The following is a 23,687-nucleotide window of genomic DNA, read 5'->3' as shown; positions in this document are numbered from 1 at the left end:
TGTAAGTTTGAAAGAGTTTTAGAAGTTAGTAGGCATATTTATCAAACTCACGTTCCAATATTAAAGACACAATTTTTTCGCCAAACGTTACATCCTAAAAAAAAGTCATAAGACAGTGGTTTACGATTGCAGGATAGAGTTTCGATTCCCAACGCTTCTCTGGTAATTGACCACCCAAAGGTGAACCTATTTCCTTATTAGCATCTTCCGAGTCGCAGTAAATTCCCCTGCCGTAAACGTGTAGAAATAGACACCGCTTGCCACAGGTTCACCTTGCGTATTTCTGCCATCCCAATATGCTGCACGACCACGTTGGTGATAGATGCCGACAGCTTGATGCCCTAAGTTGAGTATCCGAACCAACTTTCCATCTGCAGCATAGATGGAGATGCTAACATCGGCAGGGATTGCCAGTTGATACGGTATCCATGTTTCGGGATTAAAAGGATTCGGGTAATTGGACAGAAGTGCCGTTTCTTTCGGTACGAATAGCATCACAAGGTGCTTTAGCACGCGCATACCCCTTGCGAGTGTTGGATCACTTAGGTCAAGTCCTTGGGCTTGGGTCAGCCAAAGTTGGATGTCCTCAGTTTGTAAGGACAGATGACCCCGCTGTATCTCTATAACTGCATAAGAGGAAGGTGCAGCTGCCTCCTCGCCCATTAAGGCTGCAGCCAAGACAATATCACGAATATTAACGGTGCCATCACGGTTCACATCCGCAGGATCAGGGCCTGTTTGCCCTAAACGCGTGGCAATGCGTACAAGGTCCAAGATATTCACGACTCCGTTGCCATCAACATCTGCAGCTAAGGGGCGTTGTTCAGGAGGTGCCAGTTCTTCACCCGTAACGAGTGCAGCGAATTCTGATAGCGCATTGGGATTTTGCACAAGGGTCTGAAAGTCCGGATCCCGGAGCATCACCCTGACACCGGCGTTTTCTTTGATGAAACTTATCGCTTTCTCCTGTACCCCGAACTGCGCGAGGAGGTCTGGGTTCTCAGCAACAGTATTTATCGTGAGTGGGGTCAAAAGTGCTTGTATCTCCGGTTCCTGAAGCCGTGACAGTAAGTCCGGAAGCACCTCTTGAATCTCTGGATCTTGGAGTATCGCACTGTATTTTTGAAATAGGTGTGTGGCAAGCGAAATATCTAAAGTCGCGGTAGGCAGGAAAGTCCTAAAATCACCAGGCGCAAGATAGATGTCGAAAAACATCCCCCAATTCCATAGATTATCACTCACCTTAACGAGTAGAAGGTTATCCCCAGCGTTTAGGTTGACGCGGAACAAGTCTTGGATGCCGGTTGTGCCTCTGTCCACGTTATTTACATGAACTACTTTACCATTGAGCCACACTTTAACAGAGTCGTCGCTTCCGACACCCATCGCAACGTTTTTTCGGGCTTTCGGCGAGAAGATATTAATTAAAGCGTATGCGGAGTGATAATTCAGCCCCCGGTCGTTGCTCAACCCTATCCTATTAATAACACGGTTGACATTATCTGAATAGCAGCCCCAACGCCATAACAAGCAGTCGACTTCTGGTAGGATCCGCCCGCGTGTCCATTGCAACTGCCCTACGGCATCCCCTTCATTTACACCATACGTAGCAACGAGATTTTCAGTAACTATTCCCTCACTCGCGACAGCTAACTGATCGCTATCTATATCAGCACCACTGGCAATCATCCACAGCCAGGGTCCGTCTATATAAGCCTCCGCAGAAAGACAAAGGATATTTATGAACAGAATAGACAGGCTTATCAAAATGCGCCGCGCAGGGTTCCTATATTGTGAAACAGCAGAACATCGCCTTTTTACCCTCATTAAAACTCCCTACTTATAGTTTGTATCAAATGACCCCATGAGTTATACTTATAGTATGAGTTAATCTAACGGGTAGATGTATTTTCATCACCGATACTTTCCTCATGGAGGTCACTATGACCCGCCAAAACGATACCGCATACGGTATCAAACGTCTCGAATCCAAGAACGCAAGAGCTGCGATTATTCAGAAGATTTCAGCAGATTTTAACCTCATGCCTATCATGGCAGAAGCCTACTATAAGCAGATTGCCGGATACTTTGAGCAGCACGCTGATGTGCAACTGACATCTGGGCAAATCTGTTATGAGGCAGTCGCCGCAGAAGAACCGGCAGGTAAACACATCGCTTTAGCGAAAAAGGTCTCTTGTCGGCTCACTCTCAACGATGTGCAAGAAGACTTTGAAACCTTAGCCAACTATGGTCTCGCAGGACTCAGACGGCACCGCATCCTCCGATTGACCAAAGAAACTTATGACCAAGACGCTTTGCTGAGTTACGAAGATTTAGCCATCTTATTAACCACTTCTCCTGCCACCATCAAGCGCGACATCCGAGCCTTGAAGCAAGAGGGGTATTTCGTCATGACGCGGGGCACCAAACACGACATGGGCCCCGGCACGTCTCATAAGACGCAGATCATTGAGTTGTATTTCAAGGCGTACACCTTCACCGAGATTGAGCAAAAGACGAACCATTCTGAACGTTCGGTCTGGCGGTATTTACGAGACTTCACACAAGTCGCAACGCTCCATCATCAAGAGTTTCCCGAGGCACAGATACGGCTCATCACTCACTTCTCTGACCGACTCATACGGGAGTACCTCTCGCTGTATGCTGAATATCAGCACACCGAGCGCATGACAGAACTCCTTAGCCCTGAACCCGCCGAGAAAAAAAAGGAGAATCTCTGATGAGTAAACCTCAAACGCGCACCGCTATCAACGAGAAGAAGTTCAGACGCATCAACGATAAATCGCTACGACAGTTGTTGATCCATCGCTTTTTGAATGACTACGGCTACGACAAAGGCGAAGTCACAGCGACTGCTATTGTTGATGACATTCTCAAAACCGTTGAAGACTATTTCGTCATTACCCTCCCTTTGGAGAAACTCACCACGGGCGATCAACTCCCCGATGAGCGACTCCTGAGTTATGGACAACTTGTTTGGATGGCGGTGCCGATTGATGAATATCCAGAAAAAGGAAAGTCCATCATCAAAACCCGTATGAAACCCATCATCCTCACTTACCTCGCTACAGAGGATATTGAATCCTTTCGCAACGGTTTTACCTCACGACAACTGCGGATAAATCGCGTGGTTCGCTGGTGTCATCAGGCTTATGACCAAGGGGCCTTATTGACCCATCTTGACTTAGCCGTCTTGCTGAATGTCTGTGATGCGGTCGTCAATGATTATGTCACGGAATGGCAAAGCAATAGCGGACAACTCTTGCCCACTCGTGGCAATATCCATGACTTATCAGGTGCCATTACCCATAAGAAAGAGATTATTACGCTCTATCTTCAAGGACATCTTACACCTACTATTGCCGCAAAGACCAAGCACTCTAAGGAGGCTGTTGACCGATACATCCGAGATCATGAGTCCGTCAAAGTCGTTCGCACCGCTACCGCTGATATTGATAAAATCTCACAGATTACACGACTTTCTAAACGTGTTATCTCTCAATATCTCGACCTCATCCCGCAACACCAACTTCAAACCATGGATGCAAACCTTGCCAATTCATCTGCGAACGATAAAGCAACACACCAAGGAGAAGCCCAATGATACCCTTGACATCCGCTATCGGTTTTGCTATACTTTCGACATGTTTATCGCTAAGCGCATCATTTCTCAAGGATGATGCCAGCGAACTTAACTTAATCCGCTCAGAAACGATGGCTGGGAAGCTAATAAACATCAGCACTCCAGCTATCCTATGGTCATTTGATACTATTTCCTTATCAGCATTTTGCGCGTGGCAGTGAAATCATCGGCTTTGAACGTATAGAAATAGACACCGCTCGCGACGGGTTCACCTTGTGCATTTCTGCCATCCCAATACGCTGCCCGACTTTTGCTCCGATACATTCCCGCAGGTTGATGTCCTAATGCTAACTTCCGAATTAAGCGACCGTCCGCTGCATAGATACTCACTGTAACCCCCGCAGGTTTAGATAATTTATAGGGTATCCAAGTCTCTGGATTAAAGGGATTCGGGTAGTTGGATAACAAGACTGTTTCTTTCGGAATCGCTTTTGACAAGGCAGGTGCCGCGGATCCGTCTCGGTAAAGGTCTAACCGATCACCCCATTCGTTAAACTCAAAAAGGTAAGCAGGGGCAACGTTAGCGTTAGCGTTCGCACTTGCCAAATTGTAGACAAGATAGGTAACCTTTCCATCGCCGGCGATGTAATCAAATCGGATTTTAGGGTAACCTGGCGGAATATTCTGTCCGCTCGACTGATGAGTTATGATATAACCGGTCTCAACAGATTCGGATTGCCAATTGTTGCTATTCGACCACCTAATTTGGTAAGGCACAGTAACCCCAGTGTGGTTTCTAATCTTGAACTTCCTTTTGGGGTAGACGGTAGGGGCTGCCCCCTTCAAGAGATCTAACTCATCTCCCCATTGATTATACTCAAAACGATACGTCGGGGCATTGTTGTTGTTCTGGTGAGATTCCACAGTTTCCAAGGTGTATTGCCGATAAGTGACTGTCTTATCACCAGCGATATAATCAAATCGGATCCTGGGGTAACCTGATGGAATATTCTGTCCGCCTGACGTGTGGAGCTTGATAAAACCTGTCTGAACGGAATTGGATTTCCACGAATCGCTCTGTGACCATCGAATTTCATAATGAACAGTAACCCCAGTTCTGTTTATAATTTTGAAGGTTCGTTTAGGATATGTCCGTTGAGGCGGTATAGGAGGCAAATTAGTTGGAACAGTATCCAGCAACGCCTTCACGTTTCTCGCGGGAGAGGCGAGTGCCACAGTCTCATCCGTTCCCGCAGTAAGGATACCGATAAGCATCCCTTGACCGTTGAGGACAGGACCGCCACTATTACCGCCGTGTATATCACCTTCCATTTCTAAACACCCGACTAATTCACCGTCTTCTATGGTACAAACTTGCCACGGTCTGAGGAAAGTTCCCTGCGTCAAGTTCCACAACCGGTTCCCTGGATTCCCCAAGATGTGAACTTTATCGCCTTTCTCCATACTGTCGTCAACGTTCCTGCTGAAGTTGTGCTTAATCTCGCGGGCTATCGGAGAAAGTCTATCAAGTTGGATTATTGCCAAGTCGTTTCTAACATTTTGTCTAATGACGCGCACGTTGGTGGTAACATAGCCTCCGTCCTTAAGCCATTTCCAATTTTGAAAATAGAAGTCCTCGTTCTTATTCACTTTTCTGTTATCGTCTCGCCATGGGAAGTACACAGTTATCTGCTCGGCATTGCGTATCACATGTTCATTTGTAACGACGAGGAGGCGTTCTTTGTCAATCAAGACTCCACTTCCTTTACTTTCAAATCTATTCCCTTGAGTGGTCTGTATCCACACTACAGAATCAATTGCCTGATCATAGATTTGTTGTGCTGGAAGGTCCAGTTCGGGTGTAACTCCCGGTTCAGGTTCACTAACACCCAATAGTCTTGCGAGCTCGTCAATCGCTGCTGGATCGTTAAGCAATTTCTTAACATCTTCATCGTTGAGTAACGCTTGGATAGCAGGATCTTTAAGAAGCGTTATGTGGTCATCAGTTAGCGTAACATCTGCTAATCTTTGTGCCAGTGCCTTGACAGTTTCGGCTTGCCCAGCATTAATCAAAGTGATAACCAAACGAATAGCACCTGGGATATCTTCAATATCTGAATTTTTAAGTCCTGTCAAAACGCTCGGCAGAAGTTCTCTAACATCCCAACGTTGAAACGTTTTGCTGTGTTTTCTAAGAACCTGCTGGGCGAGAGAGACTTCCTGCCCTAAAACATTAGTAGTAGTAAGGGTCGTCGTTACAAAAACGAATATCAAAAAAAGTCTCTTATACAATATCTTTTCCTTTCTGATTTAGATTCTACGTCCGATTTTGTCTGTAGGCAGTATACCAAAGTGTTGAAGCGATGGCAAATAATTCGGATTTACAAACTTCTCTCATAGGGTTAGAACTGCCGAGAAAACGAAGCGAGGCACAGGTGCCTCACATTTCAGACTACCTACTTCCTTATCAACATTTTGCGCGTGGCAGTAAAATCATCGGTTTTGAGCGTATAGAAATAGACACCACTTGCGACGGGTTCACCTTGCGTATTTCTGCCATCCCAATACGCCGCTCGACTTTTACTCTGATACACTCCGGCGGGTTGATGTCCTAATGATAACTTCCGAATTAAGCGACCGTCCGCTGCATAGATACTCACTGTAACCTCCGCGGGTTTGGACAATTTATACGGTATCCAAGTCTCTGGATTAAACGGATTCGGGTAGTTGGATAACAAGACTGTTTCCTTCGGAATCGCTTTTGAGAAGGCAGGTGCTGCGGGGGCATTCTGGAACAGACTTAGTCTATTCTCCTGTTGATTATACTGAAAAAAATAAGTGGGAGCATCGTCGTTATTCTCGCCAAATTGCGCAGTTTCCAGGGTATGAGAGCGGTAAGTCACCAATTGATCGTCGGCGATGTAATCAAATCGGATCCTCGGATAACTTGATGGAACATTCTGTCCATTCGACGAGTGAGTGCTGACCAAACCTGTCTGAAGCAAATAGGGTTGCCAATCGTGGCTATTCGACCACCTGATTTGGTAAGGGACAGTAATGCCGGTGTTGTTTCTAATTTTGAATACCTGTTTAGGGTAGGTCCGTGGGGCAACCAAATTAAAGGGAACAGTATCCAGCAATGCCTTTACGTTTCTCGCAGGAACGACTACTGCCAGATTTTCATCTGTCTCGGCGGTAAGAATCCCGATAAGCATCCCCTGATCGTTGAGTACAGGACCACCGCTATTGCCTCCCTCCGCATCACCCCTTATCAGTAAGCAAGCTTCATCGCTCGGCAAACAAATTTCCCGCGGTGTTAGAAAAGTTCCGTCTGTCCAGTTCCAGATTTGGTTCCCTGGATTCCCCAAGATGTGAACCTTATCGCCTTCCCTCATGCTATCTTCAATATTTTTACTAAAGTCGTGCTTAATCTCGCGGGCAGTCGTTGGAATTGAAGCGAGTTGAATGATTGCAAGATCGTCTCTAACATTTTGCCCAATGACGCGCCCCATATTAGCATAGCCTTGTCTCTCAAGCCATCCCCTATTTGTCACATAAAAGTTGGTATCTTTATTGAGGTATCCGTTCTCATCTCGCCATGGAAAGAACACAACTATCTGCTTGGCATTGCGTATCACATGTTCATTTGTAACGACGAGGAAGCGTTCTTTGTCAATCAAGATGCCGCTTCCTTTACTTCCGACTCCATTCCCATGATTGGTCTCTATCCAAACTACAGAATCAATTGCCTCATCGTAGATTTCCTGTGCTAACTGGTATGGAAGACGCGTTTCACCAGCAATCGTGTGTGAACCGCCATTACGATATTCATAAAGCGTCTCCTGTTTTAAACTCCCACTATCGAAATTACTCTTTAAAAGATCACCCGCATTCGTCTCTACAGCCGTAAATATCTCTGAAGAATGTATCCAAAATGGAAAGCTGTCTCTTATTGCATAGTCCGGCGGTCTGATTTCTTTCCCATCATGACCTATCAGGCGAATATACACCCACGTATTAGACTGGGGAACCGGCAGATTGATGGTAGCATTGGGTTCGATTTTATACCAACCTTGTGTGCGCCAACCTTCTGGCCAATCGTTGTCAGCGGGTTTCCATATCGAATATACTACCCAGGCAGCTTCTGTCGCATTGTCATTGGTAATACGATAATCCGCTGATGTGAACTGTGTTAAAGTGAGTATCGTCGTCACAAAAACGAAGATATAAAAAAGTTTTTTATACAACACCTTTTCCTTCTTGATTTAGAGTCTACCTCCGGTTTCATCTGTAGGCAGTATACCAAAGTGTTGAGGCGATGTCAAATAATTCGGATTTACAAACTTCTCTCATACGGTTGGAGCTGCCGAAAAGAACGAAGCGAGGCACAGGTGCCTCACACTACGGTAAATAGGACTTGATACACAAAAAATTAGATGACACGAAGTCTGATTTTTGATATGATTCGGTTATACCGTATTATTTTCTCATTTTGTTACGGCTTGACGAAGCATGCCGACTACCTTCCAAAGGATACAAAAAATGAAATTCAAACGTGAAGAAATCTTAGCCCAGTTACGCAGCAATATTGACGCAGGTAAACCCATCATCGGCGCAGGTGCTGGCACGGGTATCTCCGCCAAATGTGAAGCGGCTGGCGGTATTGACCTGATTATTATCTACAACTCTGGAAGATTCAGAATGGCAGGTAGAGGTTCACTCGCTGGGATGATGCCCTACGGCGATGCGAACCAGATCGTCGTTGAGATGGCGAGTGAAGTGCTACCAGTAGTTCCAGATACGCCTGTTCTTGCAGGAGTCTGCGGCACCGATCCATTTCGGTTGATGGATGTCTTCTTGAACCAAATAGATGCAATCGGGTTTTCCGGTGTGCAGAACTTCCCGACGGTGGGACTGATTGATGGCACATTCCGTCAGCTGCTTGAAGAGACCGATATGGGGTACGGACCTGAGGTGGAGATGATTCGGACAGCACATCAGATGGGCATGCTTACCACGCCGTATGCGTTCAACGAAACCGAAGCAGAACAGATGGCAGATGCAGGTGCGGATATCCTCGTTGCACACATGGGATTGACAACGAAAGGCTCTATCGGCGCGCAAACTGCTTTCACACTTGAAGATGCCGCCAAACGCGTACAAGCCATCCATGACGCTGCGAAAGGGGTTAATCCAGAAATTCTTGTTATTTGTCACGGCGGTCCTATCGCCGAACCCGAAGACGCAACGTACGTTCTGGAAAATACCGAAGGCGTTGTCGGTTTCTACGGGGCATCAAGTGCAGAACGTCTCCCGACGGAACGCGCGATTACGGCACAGATTGAGGAATTCAAGAAAATTCGGTTGTAATTTCACCTCCCTTCATGCGATAGGTGCGGTTTTCTTGAGGAAATTGAAGAAACACCCAAGCAAGACACCGCACCGAGCATCGTCCCCTACGAAACCCGATATCCGCATAACAACGGCTAAAAAATCCCATATTCTTTCCATTTTCTTCAAATTATGTAAGATTCCCGTACATAAATTCGTCTTTAATGTACAGAGGGATAAGCCTCCACATTTGAGGCAGCCATTTGACAGACGTAAACACAACCAAATTTATTCATTGGGGGATCCTTGTGGAAAGAGAAGACGATGTTCAACTCATTTACGATATTTTATCCGGCGACGAGACGGCATTCAGCGTCTTAGTCCAAAAATACCAAAAGAGCGTCCACGCGCTCGTGTGGCGGAAGATCGGTGATTTTCATCATGCCGAAGAAATTACACAGGACATCTTCCTACAAGTCCACAAAAAACTCCCGACGCTCAAGGATCCCCGTCAATTTACTGGATGGTTGTACGTTATCGCAAACCGGTTTTGCATCGATTGGAGGCGGAAGAAAAAATTTGTGGTGCAATCCATAGAAGACACACCTACGGCAGAAATCGAGAAATCCGCTTACACACGTTACATGTCGGAACAACGACAAGCAGAAGCCTCCGAGCGTCGCCGTGAGACTGTTAAAAAACTTTTGGCACAACTTCCAGAGAGTGAACGCACCGTCGTGACGCTCTATTATCTCGGCGAAATGAAGGTCAAGGAGATTAGTAAATTCTTAGGTGTCTCTGTCAGCACGCTTAACACGCGTCTGCACCGAGCGCGAGAACGTTTACAGGGAAAAGCGTCCTTAGTTCAAGAAGTTCTCGGCGGCGTGTCTGAAACGTTTTTGACATCTACTACAGGAAAGAATTCCGAGATGCACGAGAGAAACATAGAACTTTGCACACAAAATTTACTTACAATCGGTAAGGCAATTCAGACCTATCAGAAGGAACACGATGATTTTCCTGAACGACTCTCAGACCTTCATCCGAAATACTTGCCAGAGGCATCGGTCTTCATCTGTCCCGCGGATGACGAAGATGGGAAGGCAGGTTTTCTTCCGAACATAGATTTGGTTGCAATCGGCAAGATAATTGGAAGAATAGGTTTTCTCCGGGACATAGAGCCGAGAATGCCCGTGAGTTATGGGTATGAGCTTGCTCCGGAATATCGAGCTAAGAAAATTGAACAACGTTTAGTATTCGGTGATGTCATACCACTTGTCCGTTGTTGGCATCACGTGAATGGAGATTCTGAGGTTTTGAACTTAAGCTTCTCTTCTCAGATTTACAGGTCTTCCAAGATTTGGGAACACACGCCGGAGGATATGTACGGTAGCCACGAAGCGGCTCTCACTGCTATTGAAGAAATACTTGCGCGCCCGCCTGATGATAAGCGTTACCCTGATGGTAAGCGTTTCTTTGATCTCTATCCGCAGCTTGTCAGACTTTATACCCTATTAGGAAACGAACAATCCGCGGCTGCCCTTATTGAACGTCTCAAGTCGGGCATGATACAAGACCTGCAAGGGTATCAGGTGCTATTTGACATATTCAAGACGGTAGAGCGATACGAGGATCTTCTTGCGTTTTTTCAGGTAGCTGAGCAGCAGTATCCAGACGATAAATTCATCTTCTATAAGCTTGCCGATATTCATAGGCAGTTAGGCAATACTGAACTCGCTGAGGTGTATGAGCGCAAGTCTAATCCGAGATACGAATTGGTTGGAAAACCTGTCCCTGACTTTTCTGTGATCGACCTTGATGGGAATCCGATTTCGCTTCGGGAGTATCGTGGGAAAGTCGTCTTGCTTCACTTTTGGATGGTCTGGAGGGATTTTGGCACGGCGGAAACGTCAGATATCAAGAAAGTTTACGATACTTATAAAGATGCGGGATTCGATATTATCGGGGTCTGCCTTGATAGCGAAGCAGCGATAATGTCTGGTTTGCGTAACTACATTAAAGTAAATGGTATTCAGTGGCGACAAATTTTCGACGCGGCAGCATATTCACTTTTACAACAGTATGATGTTGCTGGTACTCCCGAACTGTGGCTCATTGATAGGGAAGGCAGGTTGATTACACACAAAGCGAAAGCGGAAAATTTAGAGATGCTCGTTGCAGAAGCAGTAAAGGCACACTCCCAAAACTAAGCCGCTTGCTTTCCTCACCACCAACCGGAGACTTTTAAATGTCCCCCATCTGGATAATTGCGAAAAGAGAATTCACAGAGAACATCCTCTCCCTCCGTCTACTCATTGGGTTAGTCGTCTGCCTCGCGCTTTTCGTCGCCAGCACGTATGTCCTGATGGAGGACTACGAGAAACGACTCAGTGTCCACAATGCCGCAGAAATCGAACACCGGAACACCCTTGAGGCGGTGAAGGTGTATTCGGACCTGAGGGTAGACATCGCAAAACCGCCTGAACCCTTAAGTGTTATCTGCTTAGGGATGGAGCGGCAGCTCGGTAGCACGGTAAAGGTTTCCTACGAAGATGTCCCCACAGAAGCGAAAATCCTCGGCGGCGGCAATCCACTCCTGAACGTCTTTTCTGCCGTTGACGCGGTACTCATGGTGCAGATAGCGTTCAGCCTGTTCGTGATTTCCATCGCTTACAATGTCATCTGCGGCGAGCGTGAAAGCGGAACACTTGCACTTATTGCATCAAACCCGGTCTCGAAATACCACATCCTGATCGGGAAATACCTCGGCGGCATGGCAAGTCTCCTTATGCCACTCGCCATCGGCTGGATAGCCGCGGCACTATTGATAAACGTCCACCCAATGATAGAATTCCATACCGCTGAATGGAGTCGGTTCGCCGGACTCTTCGCGGCTTTGGCGTTATACCTCTCCGTCTTTTTCCTGCTTTCGATGCTGGTTTCAGCCATCACCCGGCGGTCGGCGCGGGCACTCGTCTGGTTGCTATTCCTCTGGATTGTGATTGTGTTCATCGTCCCAAACGGGGCGGTGTATATCGCAAAGCAGGTGCGACCGATACCTTCCAAATCGGTGGTCAACACAGAGCGCGCGGCGATAGAGACAGCGTTTAAGGAGAAAATCAGAGATTACGGCAGAAAGCATCAAAGCAGCTCCTACTTTACATCGGGACGCAGTGTGATCAGTGGTCATTATCCATTTGCCTTCCACGTGCTAACAGGATCCAGAGAAGCGATGCTCTGGTATCTCGACGGTGCCCAATTTTACATCCCACACCGCATTGAATACGCAGAGCAGATAGGAAACCTCCATCGGGGATACTACCGTTCGCTGAAAAGACAGACCGCTTTGGCTGAAAACCTTTCCAGACTTTCGCCGGCATGGGTCTACTACAATATCTCCGCGGGTCTATCCGGCACGGATTTGCGGCGGCATGAGCGGTTCATCCAGCAAGCACAGGGTTACCGAGAGACATTGATGGCATACATGCAGGAACAGGGGGCTTTCTCAAGTATCAGCTGGTTCACGTCCGTCAATCTCAACGATATGCCCTCACAAGCCGGACTCACGGAATCAGACGAAGAAACGTTTTTTGAAAACGTCACACCGAAAAGTTGGGATGACGTGGAACGGCTTGACTTAAGCGGTATGCCTGCCTTTAGCAGTGGACCGGTGTGGGGAAACGTTGTGCTTGGCGGTGTTCTTCCGGGTTTAGTCTACCTGATGATCCTAAACATTCTGCTGTTTCTGATCACCGGCGCGATGTTCCTAAAAAGCGAGGTAAGGTGAAAAAATGCTACGTGAAATTATCTGGCGAGAACTTTTAGATCATCTACAGAGTCTCCGTTTCGCCCTGACGTTGCTGCTGGTCATCGTCTTAATGTTGACCGGAAGCGTGCTATATATCCACGACTACCGCCAACAGGTCGCGGATTACCGTGAAAATGTCAGCGAAAACTTGCGACTTCTGGAAGACAAAACGAAGAGAGGCTTACACAGTGTGGTCAGTCGCTACCAGTTGATATATCGTGCACCGAGTCCATTGGGATTCATCGCTGAAGGGCATGAAAAAGACCTGCCGAATGCCTTTTCAGTGGACGCGTTTGAACTGGTCGGTCCCCAAACGATCCTGCGCAGGAACTACACGCTCCAGCGGTTTGACGCATTGGATTGGGTGTTTACCGTCGGCGTTATCCTGAGTTTCGCAGCGTTCGCGATGACCTATGACAGCATCTCAGGCGAGGCAGAAACTGGCACGCTCCGCCTCTGTCTCTCGAATGCGCTCCCGCGCGCAACCCTGCTTTTCGGGAAATACATCGGCACAATCATCAGCCTCTCGATTCCGTTGATCATCGGGATTTGCATGAACACCCTCATCATCTCGCTTTTCGGCGTGCTGCCTTTTGAACCGACTTATTGGCTACAGATTGGCGGGGTCGTTCTGTTTTCAGTCCTCTATATCTCTGTGTTCGCGACGCTTGGGCTGTTCATCTCCTGCCTCACGAGAACCTCATCCGTCAGCCTCGTCCTACTCCTTCTGGTGTGGGTGTGTTTTGTGGTGTTTATCCCGCGGACAGGTGGATTGCTCGCAAGTCGATTGGGGGAACTCCCCGATGAGAAAACGGTCACCAGACAGGCAAACGATGCGACGCGCGATATCCTTAATCGATACGGCAGGGATAGATTTAGCGCACACTGGTCGCCGGGCGAACCGCTGACCCGTGCCGCCAAAATCGGCGATGCCCAGCAAGCGATCTACAATGAATACCGCCAACAACAACTCTATCAGGCGAAACTCGCCCAGAATATATCCCGTATCTCCCCAACGGCGATCTATCAGATCGGCTGTGAGGCGTTGGTCGGCACCGGCATCAAACACTACGAGCGGTTTTTCAAGAAGGCGATCGAATATCGGCGTAGTCTCCTGCAGTTCACTTACGAGGAATACCCGTTCAATCCCAACTTCTTTCTCGAAGATGCGGACAGGCAGCAATTACGAGAGACGCAAATAAGTTTGGATAAGATTCCCAAATTCGATGATACTCCGTCCGATTTCTCCACCACATTTACCGAAGCGAGTTTGGACATCCTACTGCTGTTCTTATTCAATATGGTCTTCTTTATGGGGGCGTTCCTCGCCTTCACCCGCTATGATGTGTGAGTAATTTGAAGACTCTTAGGAAACACTCCTATTCACTGTCCAGGTAGTTTTCGTTAATATAGCGCGTAATTATCCCAATCTCTTTTTCTTCGAGATAAAGCCCTGTTTCTATCATCCGGGCAATGACCTCGGTTGTCTCCTCTTTAGAGCGAGGGGGATAGTCTTCAACATCGGTGAGCGGATGACATTGCGAGCATTTATCCTCAAAGAGTGCTTTCGCTTCTACTTCATCATAGGTATCGGTTTCCGTTGTTGTGTCAGTTTCTACTTCTGCTTCCATTTCTGCTTCCATAACGAAAGTTACGATTTGGGCAGCCGCCTTCGCTTCATCCGCGCGCATCTGTGCTTGCCGTTGCTGCCGAACTGAGGTTTGAATGTCAGGGGTAATCGCGATGAGATACGCTGAGACGCTCCACTCTTCTTCTTGGTGGATCGGTTCACCGATCATAGGCTTTATCGCCATCCGATTGACAAGACGTACCCAGTCAGTCGGGGTGCGCGGCTTCACGAGAATGGTGCGTAAATCGTGGCAGACGACGCACTTACGCTGTAAAACGTGCTGTCCCTCTCGCAATTTTCGCTTCGACGCGAGTTGATCAAGCGGTGCTTCCTCTGGGAATCCAGCGTTTTCAAGTAACCTGCGTGTTCGGGTGATCCCCTCCTCGCTGAATGCCATTGTCTGTGTTCGCAACGCCGCTTCGCGGAATGTGAACGGCACCGACAACCCGATCAACAGGTAGGTACAAATTAGCAGTGTTGTACCAATATACGGCATTGCTTCCTCAAAATGTCGAAAAAATCGAAGGATGGCGATCTTGACAAGAATCAACACACCGATAGTAATCCCGAGCATTAGATGTGCTACGGTGCGCGGTGGCAACTCGACTTGGTAGTTCCACAGGCGCGGCACCATGTGCCACATCATGAAGACATAGAGGATCGCATACGCATAACCGATGAACCGATGGAGCAGCATCAAAGAAGGCGGTGCTTCACTCTTATGTGTTTCTTTGTCAAATGGGTATCCCCATAACTTAAACATCAAGAAAACAGAGGCGTTCGCGAGGCCCAAGAAAATTAACCCAAGAATCGCGCTCGTTGAAGTAGACATGTTAACTATTTCTTCCTACGTCTCCAATACGGGACGATTTAATCGAGAGTGATAGGGAGGCTCCATAACAGCACGCTGACGTTCATTTGCCCATTCCGGTATGTCATACGCTGGAACATACGCCATATTGCCTGCGGTATAGCGCGTTAAGATGGAACGGCGCGGATGGTCTGCTGTCCATGGGAGGGTGCCGTGCGTCACCGCCTCCGTGAAAATTATCACATCCCCCGCATTACAGACGAGCGGCCGGATGTGCTCTTGGTGTTTCTGGTAAAGTCGCATCTCTTGCGGACACGGGTAGTTGCTTTTATGGCTTCCCGGGATAACGATTAACCCACCCGCGCCTTCGGGGACATCCGTCAACTGGAAGGTGACAACAGTCAAACCGTTGTGCATGCGTCCATCACGGAAGATATAATACTGGTTCGGATCGAAGCTGGGACCAGAAGATCCATGAAAGATAAAGCCTTCCGCGCCCTTGTCCATTGAAAGCAGGAACATGTGGTGATCCATGCGGAAGCCCTTGCCGAGTATCTCGTTGAGGTATGGGACAAGTGTCGGATGCGCGAGCATGTGTCGGAAGGGATTACACCACGGTTCTTCCCAGCCAAGCATACCGCCGAGTTCGCCTCTTCCCTGTTCACCTCTCAGCTCTTCAGAACCTCCATCAAGGGACTGCTCACGCGGACGTAGACGTGCCTGATCATCATGTTTGTCAATTGCTTCGTTCGCGAGGGCTACCTCTTCAGGTGTTAGCACATTTTTGATAATAAGGTAACCGTTGAGATCGAATAGATATTTTTCGTCAGCATTCATTTTTTAACTTTCCTTACGGTTAAACACCGTGAGATTGGGCTTTCACGTGCCTTTCTCACATCCCTACGTTTCCAAGGTGGGACGATTTAATCGAGAATGATAAGGTGGTTCCATGACAGCACGCTGGCGCTCATTCGCCCATTCCGGTATTTCATAAGCTGGGACATACGCCATGTTGCCTGCGGTATAACGGGTTAGAATGGAGCGTCTCGGATGGTCTGCTGTCCACGGAAGTGTTCCGTGCGTCACCGCCTCCGTGAAGATTGCCACATCGCCAGCGTTGCAGACGACCTGTCGGATATGCTCTTGGTGTTCCTGGTAGAGCCGCATCTTCTTCGGGCACGGGTAGTTGCTCTTATGGCTTCCCGGAATAACGATTAACCCACCGACTCCGGGTGGCACATCCGTCAATTGGAATGCGACGACAGTCAAGCCGTTGTGCATGCGTCCGTCACGGAAAATATAGTATTGGTTCGGATCGAAGCCAGGACCGGAGGAGCCATGGAACGTATGCCCCTCTGCCCCCTTGTCCATTGAAAGTAGGAACATCTGATGATCCATTCGGAAGCCTTTTCCGAGTATCTCGTTGAGATATGGAACAAGCGTCGGATGGGCGAGCATGTGCCGGAACGGGTTACACCACGGTTCTTCCCAGCTGAGCATACCGCCGAGTTCCCCTCTCCCCTGGTCCCCTTTTAAGTCCGGGGAGCCGCCATCGAGTGCCTGTTCGCGTGGACGGATGCGTCCGTGATCACTATGTTTATCAATCGCTTCATTCGCTATTGCCACCTCTTCCGGTGTTAGCACGTTCTTGACAACGAGGTAACCGTTCAGATCAAATAGATACTTTTCGTCAGCATTCATGTTCGATGTCCTCCACCCCTTTATTGACTATCGGCCTTCAGAGGTCAGCGGTCAAAAAGGGTATCTCACTTCACCAAAAACCTCTTGTCTGATAGCCGACTGCTGATGGATGACTGCTGTTATACCGCGTAAGCGACGGAGCCGTCTTCACGCAGCGGTGTCGTACCAGTGTTCATCGGTTGAAAAGGGTTCTGCTCGATTAAACTATCGTCCAGTTCAATACCCAAACCCGGAGCATCGGGGATCGGGATGTATCCGCCCTCTCGTTGATACGCGACTTTGTATACGGCAAAGTCTTCGGATTCATCGCCTTTCGTATACTCTTGTGTAATGAAGTTCGGAATACTCGTGTCTAAGTGGAGCGATGCGGCAGTAATGAGCGGTCCAAGGAAGTTATGTGTGACAACCGCGCTGTGATACGCCTCAGCAAGTGCCGCGATTTTCTTGCAGTGTGTTATACCACCGGCGAGACCAACGTCCGGGCGCACGTATTGCGGTCCGCCTGCTTCAAGGATTTCACGGAATTCCCAGATGCTTACATTGCGTTCACCGATAGCGAGAGGGGTTGTCATCCGCTTCGCTAATTCCCCCTGCGTTGTGATGGTATCTATCTGGATCGGGTCTTCAATGAAATAGAGATTAAACGGTGCTAAAGCGGATTCCAGCACAATACTGTTCATGGGTGTCAGTTTACGGTGCACCTCAACAATCAGATCAAGGTCCGGCCCACCGCCTTCTCGCGCCGCTGCGACAATATCACGGGCGGTCTTGACAAGTCGATCGACTGCCATGTCTTGGAAGTTTCCGACCACCGGGTCGAACTTGAGTGCTGTGAAACCTTCTTCGACAGCGGCTTTCGCCGCTTCATACATCGTTTCTGGAGTGCTTCCGCCGCCGAGGAGGTGCAATCGGATTTTATCACGGCAGTTCCCACCTAACAGTTCCCAGATCGGTACGCCGAAATGTTTACCTTTGATGTCCCACAACGCAATGTCTATCGCACTGATTGCACCGCTCAACGCAGTCCCACGAAACGGACCCATGCGGTAGAGGTATTGCCAGTGATGCTCAATCCGCAACGGATTTTGACCAATGAGATGTTTCTTAAATGTGTTGATGATGCTATCAACGGCTTCTGGGTAGCCCCAGCAGGCGGTTTGTCCCACACCGCTGATACCTGTGTCCGTATGAATCCGAATCACGTAGCCGTTCCGAATGAAAAATGACTCGATCTTATCAATCTTCATGTAACCCCTCCTATAGAAGGTTATTTTATCTGGATGCGTTGTATTGTATCACAAGCGCGGGAATTTAACAACAAGGTGTGTAAATATTTTGACATTCAGATTAGGGTGAACGGAATAAAAAAACACCTATGAAACCAGAAAACGCATTGAAACCAATCAAAAATCAGTAAAACCCAACTTAATAACTAAATTTATTTTAACTTTACAAACGTCAATGTATAGGCTATAATATATACCATTTCTGAATAAACGCTTCTCATTAACGAAATGTCGGTTCGTAGTCGCGCAATTCATTGCGCACTTACACGCAGAAACTTTTAATCCCTTTCAAAACCACTGAAATGTAAATTTATAGTAAAACCCGAAAATAAGAGGGCACTTTGGAAAACACAAAACACCTCACCACCGCTGGCGAGGTTTGTAACCTCGCCCTTCTCCAATGTCTAATTAATTGTAGGTTTTACTATATTTCTCAGATTTGGTATAAACTTCTATAGCCGTTATGCCCAACGCTTCAAAACATCTAAAGAGATAAAAAATGAAAACGCTGAAAACTTCAAAAAACGACAAAGAAGGGTTCGCGCAACCCCGCGGCGAGACGCTCATAAAAGGCTTCACAGGCAATATCTCTATCTGCCTTGACGATCCTTTTTATCAATCAACTCGGCACAGAAACAACGATTTAGGAGCAGAAAGGAGAAGAATTTTCGATTATCTCAAAATTGACGACAAATCAGTCGCCATGAGGTCCGAGCGCGATCGTAAAGGTTTTTGCCAGAGCAGAAAATTCTTCTCCCGATCCGAGATGCTTTGATATATTTCATAAGCCCCATCAACGGACGAATCGCTGCCAAAATATTTACATACTCTATTATAATTCAATGGGTTGACACAAATTTATCGGCATGCTAATATAATGGCAAATTTCGGAAACCTGCAAGCTCCACGCTTCAACGAGGAGGCACATTATGGGGATGTATCGAACTGGGATCGTTGGCGGAAGGCGAGGTGTACACCATGCCCGACGTTATGAAGGCATCGAAAATATGAAGGTAATTGCCATCTGCGAAATCGACGAGGAACGCCTAAAAGCAGCGGTGGAAGAACTGAACATCCCGGGGTACACAGATTACGTCGAGATGTTAGAAAAGGAGAAACCTGATATTGTTCATGCTGTCACAGAACCGACAGTACCACGACATATCTGGGTAGAACCTGCCGCTGAAGCGGGTGTTAAGGCATTGGTGATAGAGAAACCACTTGCGCTCAGACCCAGCGAAGCAGAGGCACTCGCCGCTGCATACGAGAAAACTGGACTGAAAATTATCGTCAATCATCAACGGCGTTATCTGCCCTTCGCTGAGAAGCTTCTGAAGTTCTTTGCCGACGATAGTCTCGGTGATATACACTTCATTCGTGCCTGCACCGAAGGCGACATTACCGATATGGATACCCACCTGATGGATGTCGTGTTATTTGCTCTTAAAGACATTCCGATTACACACGTGTGGGGTGCCGTTCAGGGTGCTGAAATCTATGACGTTCCGCACCGACAATGCCCCGAAGATTTGATGGCGATTTATACCTTCGAGAACGGCGCACGTGTCTTTTTTGAGTCCGCTCGGACAGCGTTCGGTACCATTGATTTCCCCGGCAGTAACCCGCGATGCAACCTCGATTTTTGGGGGACGAAAGGCAGAATGTGGTGGCGAGAAAACGGTTCATGGGGCTATCAGTTTGACGGTATGGCAGAGCATTTTGTTGAGAAAACGCACTTCGGCGAAGATGATAGATTCGGACAGCGCGACTTTACGCAAGCGATTGCTACATGGTTGGATGACGAGAATCAACCACATCGGAACAGGTTAGAATACGCGCTACTCGGTTTTGATCTGATTATGGCGGCGTATCGTTCTGCGCTTATTGGCGAGCGGATTGCGTGGCCCCCGAAACTCAGCGATGAGGAGTGGGTGGAACTCAAAAATAGGATAACTGGCGGTTAAAGAGATAATTGATGTTATAGGAGGCAATAGGCATGCTCAGCCAAACACAGGTTGACACCTTTCGCGAAAAAGGCTTTCTCCTCGGAAACCGGGTTCTCAGCGATGAACAGGTTGACGAATTGCGGTCAGAATTGGCACGCGTCATTGATAATTACGAAAAACCTGAGGTTCCGCAGCCGGTGCGTATCGCCAACCTCGGTGGTAAAGAGGAAAGTCCGGTGTGGCAGATCGTTAATATTTGGGAAGCGAGTTCTGCCTACCATCGACTCGTTCACAATCCGGTCATTGTAGAAGAGATTGGACAGCTTATGTCGGCAACAGAGTTGCGGGTCTGGCACGACCAGATCCAATACAAACCACCCAAAGTCGGTGGTGTCAATCGCTGGCATCAGGATTCGCCGTTGTGGGGGATTCTCATGCCGAAAACGAGTCAGGTAAGTGCCTGGGTTGCGTTGGACGACGTTGATGAAAGCAACGGGTGTATGCGCATGGTTCGCGGCTCCTATCATTGGGGCAGCCAGATGCCGTTTCTGCGCGATATCCCGGACATCCATACAATGCCGGATCGCTTTGAAGATAACGAATTAGAGGTGGAACTCTGCCCTGTTCCGAAAGGTCATGTCCATTACCATCACGCCTTGACATGGCACGGGTCGCATGACAATACCAGTGAAGGTCCGCGTCGTGCGATTGCGGTGCATTATATGACAAGCGAAACTATCTATGATGAGAGTGGGAACCACATCATGAAACGTTTTGTTACCGTCAATGGCGGTAATAAATTGGCAGGTCACCATTTCCCGCTTGTGATGGATGAAGGGAAACCGACAAAAGCAAATATATAAATCTTTTTAGTCTACAGGAGACAGATATGCTCAACCAAACCCAGGTTGACACATTTCGTGAGAAAGGTTTTCTCCTCGGAAACCGTGTTTTAAGTGATGAACAGGTTGAGGAATTGCGTTCGGAATTGGCACGCGTTATTGATGACTACGAGAAAGCCGATGTTGCACAGCCAGTGCATATCGCCAACCTCGGTGGCAGAGAGGAGAGTCCCGTCTGGCAAGTCGTTAATATTTGGGAGGCAAGTTCTGCCTACCACCGACTCGTTTACAACCCGATTATTGTAGAAGAGATTGGACAACTGATGTCAGCGACGGAGTTGCGCGTCTGGCACGACCAGATTCAGTATAAACCGCCACAAGTGGGTGGTGTCAACATGTGGCATCAGGATTCACCCTATTGGCCCATTCTTACGCCAAAAACGAGTCAGGTAAGTGCGTGGGTTGCGTTGGATGATGTTGATGAGAGTAATGGATGTATGCGTATGGTCCGCGGTTCTCATCATTGGGGCAATCAGATCCCATTCTTGCATTCTATTAAGGACATTCATTCTATGCCGGATCGCTTTGAGGAGTATGAATTGGAGGTGGAGTTTTGTCCTGTTCCGAAAGGACATGTCCATTACCATCACTCCTTAACGTGGCATGGGTCGCATGATAACGCCAGTGAAGGTCCTCGGCGTGCGATTGCGGTGCATTACATGACAAGCAAAACCCTTTACGATGCCAGCGGAAACCATGTTATGAAACCCTTCGTCACTGTCAATGATGGCGATAAATTGGAAGGCGATAGCTTTCCGCTTGTGATGGATGCTGGGAAACCAACGAATCCCAGTGTATAAGTGTTTTTTATTAGATGCAAAAACCAAAGACATAGTCCGTAATGTAATGGAGGACGGATATACGGAGAGGCACTTGAAAATACTAACCCGCCTCACCGAACCGCAAGGAAAATTAAAAATATGAAAGTTGTTGATGCAATTGCAAAAGTCCTTAAAGCGGAAGGCGTCGAATACCTATTTGCGTATCCCGTTAACCATATAATTGAGGCAGCGGCGAAATTAGACATCCGTCCGATTATCGTCAGACAGGAGCGGATTGGACTTCACATGGCGGATGCGATGAGCCGAATTACCTCTGGAGAAAAGATCGGTGTGTTCTGTATGCAGAGCGGTCCCGGTTCCGAAAACGCCTTCGGTGGTGTCGCCCAAGCGTATGGGGATTCCGCACCGATTGTGGTTTTGCCAGGTGGCTATTCCCGAAACATAACGCAAATCCAACCGAACTTCAATTCTGCTTTGAACTATCGGCACGTAACAAAGTCGTGTGAGCAGGTTACAATGCCTGAAGCTGTCCCGGAAGCGATGCGGCGCGCCTTTACGCAAGTCCGGAACGGTAGACCGCGCCCTGCACTCGTTGAGTTCCCGTCGGATCTGTTTAATGAGGAGATTTCCGACGACTTTGATCCGACACCTGTCCCCACCGTGCGCTATGGACCTGATAGTGCATCGATTGAAGCCGCTGCAGCGGCACTACTTGATGCTGAGTGTCCTATTATCTATGCAGGACAAGGTGTACATTACGCCCAAGCGTGGGATTCTTTGAAAGAATTGGCGGAGCTGCTCGCTGCACCTGTAACAACGAGTTTGGGTGGTAAGAGTGCTTTTCCAGAAGATCATCCGTTAGCACTCGGTTCTGGTGGGCGTGCGATCCCGAAACCGGTGCATCATTATCTCCAGAAAGCTGACCTGATTTTCGGTATCGGGTGCAGCTTCACGCGAACAGGCTTCGGTGTTAAGATTCCCGACGGAAAACGCGTTATTCACGCGACGTTAGATCCTGCTGACATCAACAAGGACGTTCCGGTTGAAACTGCCCTCGTTGGCGATGCAGGTTTAATTTTAGATGGCTTGGTGGAAGCGGTCCGCGACCGTTCCGATGGTGCCTCCGAAGATCGTACAGCTGCTGTCACTGGAGAAGTTAGTGCTGTTAAATCGGAATGGCTCGAAGAATGGAAACCGAAACTCACTTCTGATGAGGTGCCGATGACACCGTATCGTGTTATCTGGGATCTGCTCCATACTGTTGATGTCAAAAATACGATTATCACGCACGATGCGGGGAGTCCACGCGACCAAATGTCCCCATTCTGGCAGTCTGTCGCACCGCTTACCTATATCGGTTGGGGCAAAACGACGCAGCTTGGTTACGGTCTCGGTCTCGCAATGGGTGCCAAACTCGCCAGACCGGATGCACTCTGTGTTAACGTTTGGGGTGATGCCGCCATCGGCTTTACCGGTATGGACTTTGAGACCGCTGTGCGTGAGAGGATACCGATTCTCTCTGTGTTATTCAATAATTTTTCTATGGCAATTGAGATTCCGATTATGCCCGTGTCTACCGAAAAATTCCGTAGTACAGACATCTCTGGACACTACGCTGACATGGCGAAGGCGTTCGGTGGTTATGGAGAGCGTGTTGAAACACCTGATCAGATTATTCCGGCTATTCAACGCGGCATCCAGAAAACGCAGGAAGGCACTCCTGCGCTTCTTGAGTTTATCACAGCGAAGGAAATTCAGATTTCTTCCTTCTAAATAGTTTACGGCTTACGCAGCTTCCTTTGCTGACGAGGGTTGAAATCTTATAAACCTAACTATTGGACCACTTTACAAATTTTGCCTACATCTCAGCAAGGATTTTAGCGAAA

General features: G+C 48.0%; 18 protein-coding genes. 11 read left to right on the top strand and 7 right to left on the bottom strand.

The features are described 5' to 3' along the window. Positions 1–186: 186 nt before the first annotated feature. Entirely contained in the window at positions 187–1,827 is a 1,641-nt protein-coding gene (locus tag OXH39_01845; protein ID MCY3549173.1) for a T9SS type A sorting domain-containing protein, read from the bottom strand. Between the two features lie 116 nt (positions 1,828–1,943). Here OXH39_01845 and OXH39_01840 point away from each other — a divergent pair, with 116 nt between their 5' ends. Together OXH39_01840 and OXH39_01835 are read left to right on the top strand one after the other, a co-directional pair. Then, positions 1,944–2,741, top strand: a complete 798-nt coding sequence (locus tag OXH39_01840) for a DUF1670 domain-containing protein (protein MCY3549172.1) — start codon at positions 1,944–1,946, stop codon at positions 2,739–2,741. Then, positions 2,741–3,625: a DUF1670 domain-containing protein gene (locus tag OXH39_01835; GenBank protein ID MCY3549171.1), complete on the top strand. Its 885-nt coding sequence runs from the start codon at positions 2,741–2,743 to the stop codon at positions 3,623–3,625. The genes OXH39_01840 and OXH39_01835 overlap by 1 nt, the downstream gene beginning before the upstream one ends. Positions 3,626–3,790: 165 nt before the next feature. On the opposite strand, the gene OXH39_01830 is transcribed toward OXH39_01835, so the two are convergent. Both OXH39_01830 and OXH39_01825 read right to left on the bottom strand, forming a co-directional pair. After that, entirely contained in the window at positions 3,791–5,896 is a 2,106-nt protein-coding gene (locus OXH39_01830; protein ID MCY3549170.1) for a trypsin-like peptidase domain-containing protein, read from the bottom strand. A gap of 164 nt (positions 5,897–6,060) precedes the next feature. Beyond that, positions 6,061–7,851, bottom strand: coding sequence for a trypsin-like peptidase domain-containing protein (locus tag OXH39_01825; GenBank protein MCY3549169.1), 1,791 nt, complete (start codon positions 7,849–7,851; stop codon positions 6,061–6,063). 295 nt (positions 7,852–8,146) lie between these two features. Here OXH39_01825 and OXH39_01820 point away from each other — a divergent pair, with 295 nt between their 5' ends. The 4 genes from OXH39_01820 to OXH39_01805 all read left to right on the top strand — a co-directional run bounded on the left by OXH39_01820 (position 8,147) and on the right by OXH39_01805 (position 14,094). After that, a complete protein-coding gene (locus tag OXH39_01820) occupies positions 8,147–8,974 on the top strand; it encodes a phosphoenolpyruvate hydrolase family protein (protein ID MCY3549168.1) in 828 nt (275 codons plus the stop codon). Positions 8,975–9,243: 269 nt separating this feature from the next. Further along, positions 9,244–11,145, top strand: coding sequence for a sigma-70 family RNA polymerase sigma factor (locus tag OXH39_01815; protein MCY3549167.1), 1,902 nt, complete (start codon positions 9,244–9,246; stop codon positions 11,143–11,145). A gap of 38 nt (positions 11,146–11,183) precedes the next feature. Beyond that, positions 11,184–12,722, top strand: coding sequence for an ABC transporter permease subunit (locus OXH39_01810; GenBank protein ID MCY3549166.1), 1,539 nt, complete (start codon positions 11,184–11,186; stop codon positions 12,720–12,722). A gap of 4 nt (positions 12,723–12,726) precedes the next feature. Then, positions 12,727–14,094, top strand: a complete 1,368-nt coding sequence (locus tag OXH39_01805; protein ID MCY3549165.1) for an ABC transporter permease subunit — start codon at positions 12,727–12,729, stop codon at positions 14,092–14,094. Between the two features lie 28 nt (positions 14,095–14,122). On the opposite strand, the gene OXH39_01800 is transcribed toward OXH39_01805, so the two are convergent. From OXH39_01800 to OXH39_01785, 4 genes are all read right to left on the bottom strand, one after another. Further along, positions 14,123–15,205 carry a hypothetical protein gene (locus OXH39_01800; GenBank protein MCY3549164.1) on the bottom strand — a complete coding sequence of 361 codons (1,083 nt, stop codon included), beginning with the start codon at positions 15,203–15,205 and terminating at the stop codon, positions 14,123–14,125. A gap of 15 nt (positions 15,206–15,220) precedes the next feature. Further along, positions 15,221–16,021, bottom strand: a complete 801-nt coding sequence (locus tag OXH39_01795; protein MCY3549163.1) for a phytanoyl-CoA dioxygenase family protein — start codon at positions 16,019–16,021, stop codon at positions 15,221–15,223. Between the two features lie 63 nt (positions 16,022–16,084). Beyond that, positions 16,085–16,885, bottom strand: coding sequence for a phytanoyl-CoA dioxygenase family protein (locus tag OXH39_01790; GenBank protein ID MCY3549162.1), 801 nt, complete (start codon positions 16,883–16,885; stop codon positions 16,085–16,087). 119 nt (positions 16,886–17,004) lie between these two features. After that, entirely contained in the window at positions 17,005–18,132 is a 1,128-nt protein-coding gene (locus tag OXH39_01785; protein ID MCY3549161.1) for a mandelate racemase/muconate lactonizing enzyme family protein, read from the bottom strand. A gap of 538 nt (positions 18,133–18,670) precedes the next feature. On the opposite strand from OXH39_01785, the gene OXH39_01780 reads away from it, so the two are divergent. The 5 genes from OXH39_01780 to OXH39_01760 all read left to right on the top strand — a co-directional run bounded on the left by OXH39_01780 (position 18,671) and on the right by OXH39_01760 (position 23,574). Next, entirely contained in the window at positions 18,671–18,946 is a 276-nt protein-coding gene (locus tag OXH39_01780) for a hypothetical protein (GenBank protein ID MCY3549160.1), read from the top strand. 154 nt (positions 18,947–19,100) lie between these two features. Beyond that, positions 19,101–20,135 (top strand): Gfo/Idh/MocA family oxidoreductase, encoded by a 1,035-nt coding sequence (locus OXH39_01775; protein MCY3549159.1) that lies wholly within the window; start codon positions 19,101–19,103, stop codon positions 20,133–20,135. Positions 20,136–20,167: 32 nt separating this feature from the next. Next, entirely contained in the window at positions 20,168–20,980 is an 813-nt protein-coding gene (locus OXH39_01770) for a phytanoyl-CoA dioxygenase family protein (protein ID MCY3549158.1), read from the top strand. A 26-nt stretch (positions 20,981–21,006) separates the two neighbouring features. Beyond that, positions 21,007–21,819, top strand: a complete 813-nt coding sequence (locus OXH39_01765) for a phytanoyl-CoA dioxygenase family protein (GenBank protein ID MCY3549157.1) — start codon at positions 21,007–21,009, stop codon at positions 21,817–21,819. A gap of 57 nt (positions 21,820–21,876) precedes the next feature. Continuing rightward, the gene (locus OXH39_01760; protein MCY3549156.1) at positions 21,877–23,574 is read left to right on the top strand and encodes a thiamine pyrophosphate-requiring protein; all 1,698 of its coding nucleotides are present in this window, start codon (positions 21,877–21,879) and stop codon (positions 23,572–23,574) included. Positions 23,575–23,687: the final 113 nt, after the last annotated feature.

Source organism: Candidatus Poribacteria bacterium (assembly GCA_026702755.1).
Lineage (GTDB): Bacteria > Poribacteria > WGA-4E > WGA-4E > WGA-3G > WGA-3G.
The sequence above is the reverse complement of the archived record's forward strand: the minus strand, read 5'-3'. Positions and strand labels throughout refer to the sequence as shown.

What these genes read in the sequence shown, in the direction of transcription:
- OXH39_01845 (MCY3549173.1), bottom strand. Translation starts at nt 1,827, where the DNA reads ATGAGGGTAAAAAGGCGATGTTCTGCTGTTTCACAATATAGGAACCCT.
- OXH39_01840 (MCY3549172.1), top strand. Translation starts at nt 1,944, where the DNA reads ATGACCCGCCAAAACGATACCGCATACGGTATCAAACGTCTCGAATCC.
- OXH39_01835 (MCY3549171.1), top strand. Translation starts at nt 2,741, where the DNA reads ATGAGTAAACCTCAAACGCGCACCGCTATCAACGAGAAGAAGTTCAGA.
- OXH39_01820 (MCY3549168.1), top strand. Translation starts at nt 8,147, where the DNA reads ATGAAATTCAAACGTGAAGAAATCTTAGCCCAGTTACGCAGCAATATT.
- OXH39_01810 (MCY3549166.1), top strand. Translation starts at nt 11,184, where the DNA reads ATGTCCCCCATCTGGATAATTGCGAAAAGAGAATTCACAGAGAACATC.
- OXH39_01805 (MCY3549165.1), top strand. Translation starts at nt 12,727, where the DNA reads ATGCTACGTGAAATTATCTGGCGAGAACTTTTAGATCATCTACAGAGT.
- OXH39_01800 (MCY3549164.1), bottom strand. Translation starts at nt 15,205, where the DNA reads ATGTCTACTTCAACGAGCGCGATTCTTGGGTTAATTTTCTTGGGCCTC.
- OXH39_01795 (MCY3549163.1), bottom strand. Translation starts at nt 16,021, where the DNA reads ATGAATGCTGACGAAAAATATCTATTCGATCTCAACGGTTACCTTATT.
- OXH39_01790 (MCY3549162.1), bottom strand. Translation starts at nt 16,885, where the DNA reads ATGAATGCTGACGAAAAGTATCTATTTGATCTGAACGGTTACCTCGTT.
- OXH39_01785 (MCY3549161.1), bottom strand. Translation starts at nt 18,132, where the DNA reads ATGAAGATTGATAAGATCGAGTCATTTTTCATTCGGAACGGCTACGTG.
- OXH39_01780 (MCY3549160.1), top strand. Translation starts at nt 18,671, where the DNA reads ATGAAAACGCTGAAAACTTCAAAAAACGACAAAGAAGGGTTCGCGCAA.
- OXH39_01775 (MCY3549159.1), top strand. Translation starts at nt 19,101, where the DNA reads ATGGGGATGTATCGAACTGGGATCGTTGGCGGAAGGCGAGGTGTACAC.
- OXH39_01770 (MCY3549158.1), top strand. Translation starts at nt 20,168, where the DNA reads ATGCTCAGCCAAACACAGGTTGACACCTTTCGCGAAAAAGGCTTTCTC.
- OXH39_01765 (MCY3549157.1), top strand. Translation starts at nt 21,007, where the DNA reads ATGCTCAACCAAACCCAGGTTGACACATTTCGTGAGAAAGGTTTTCTC.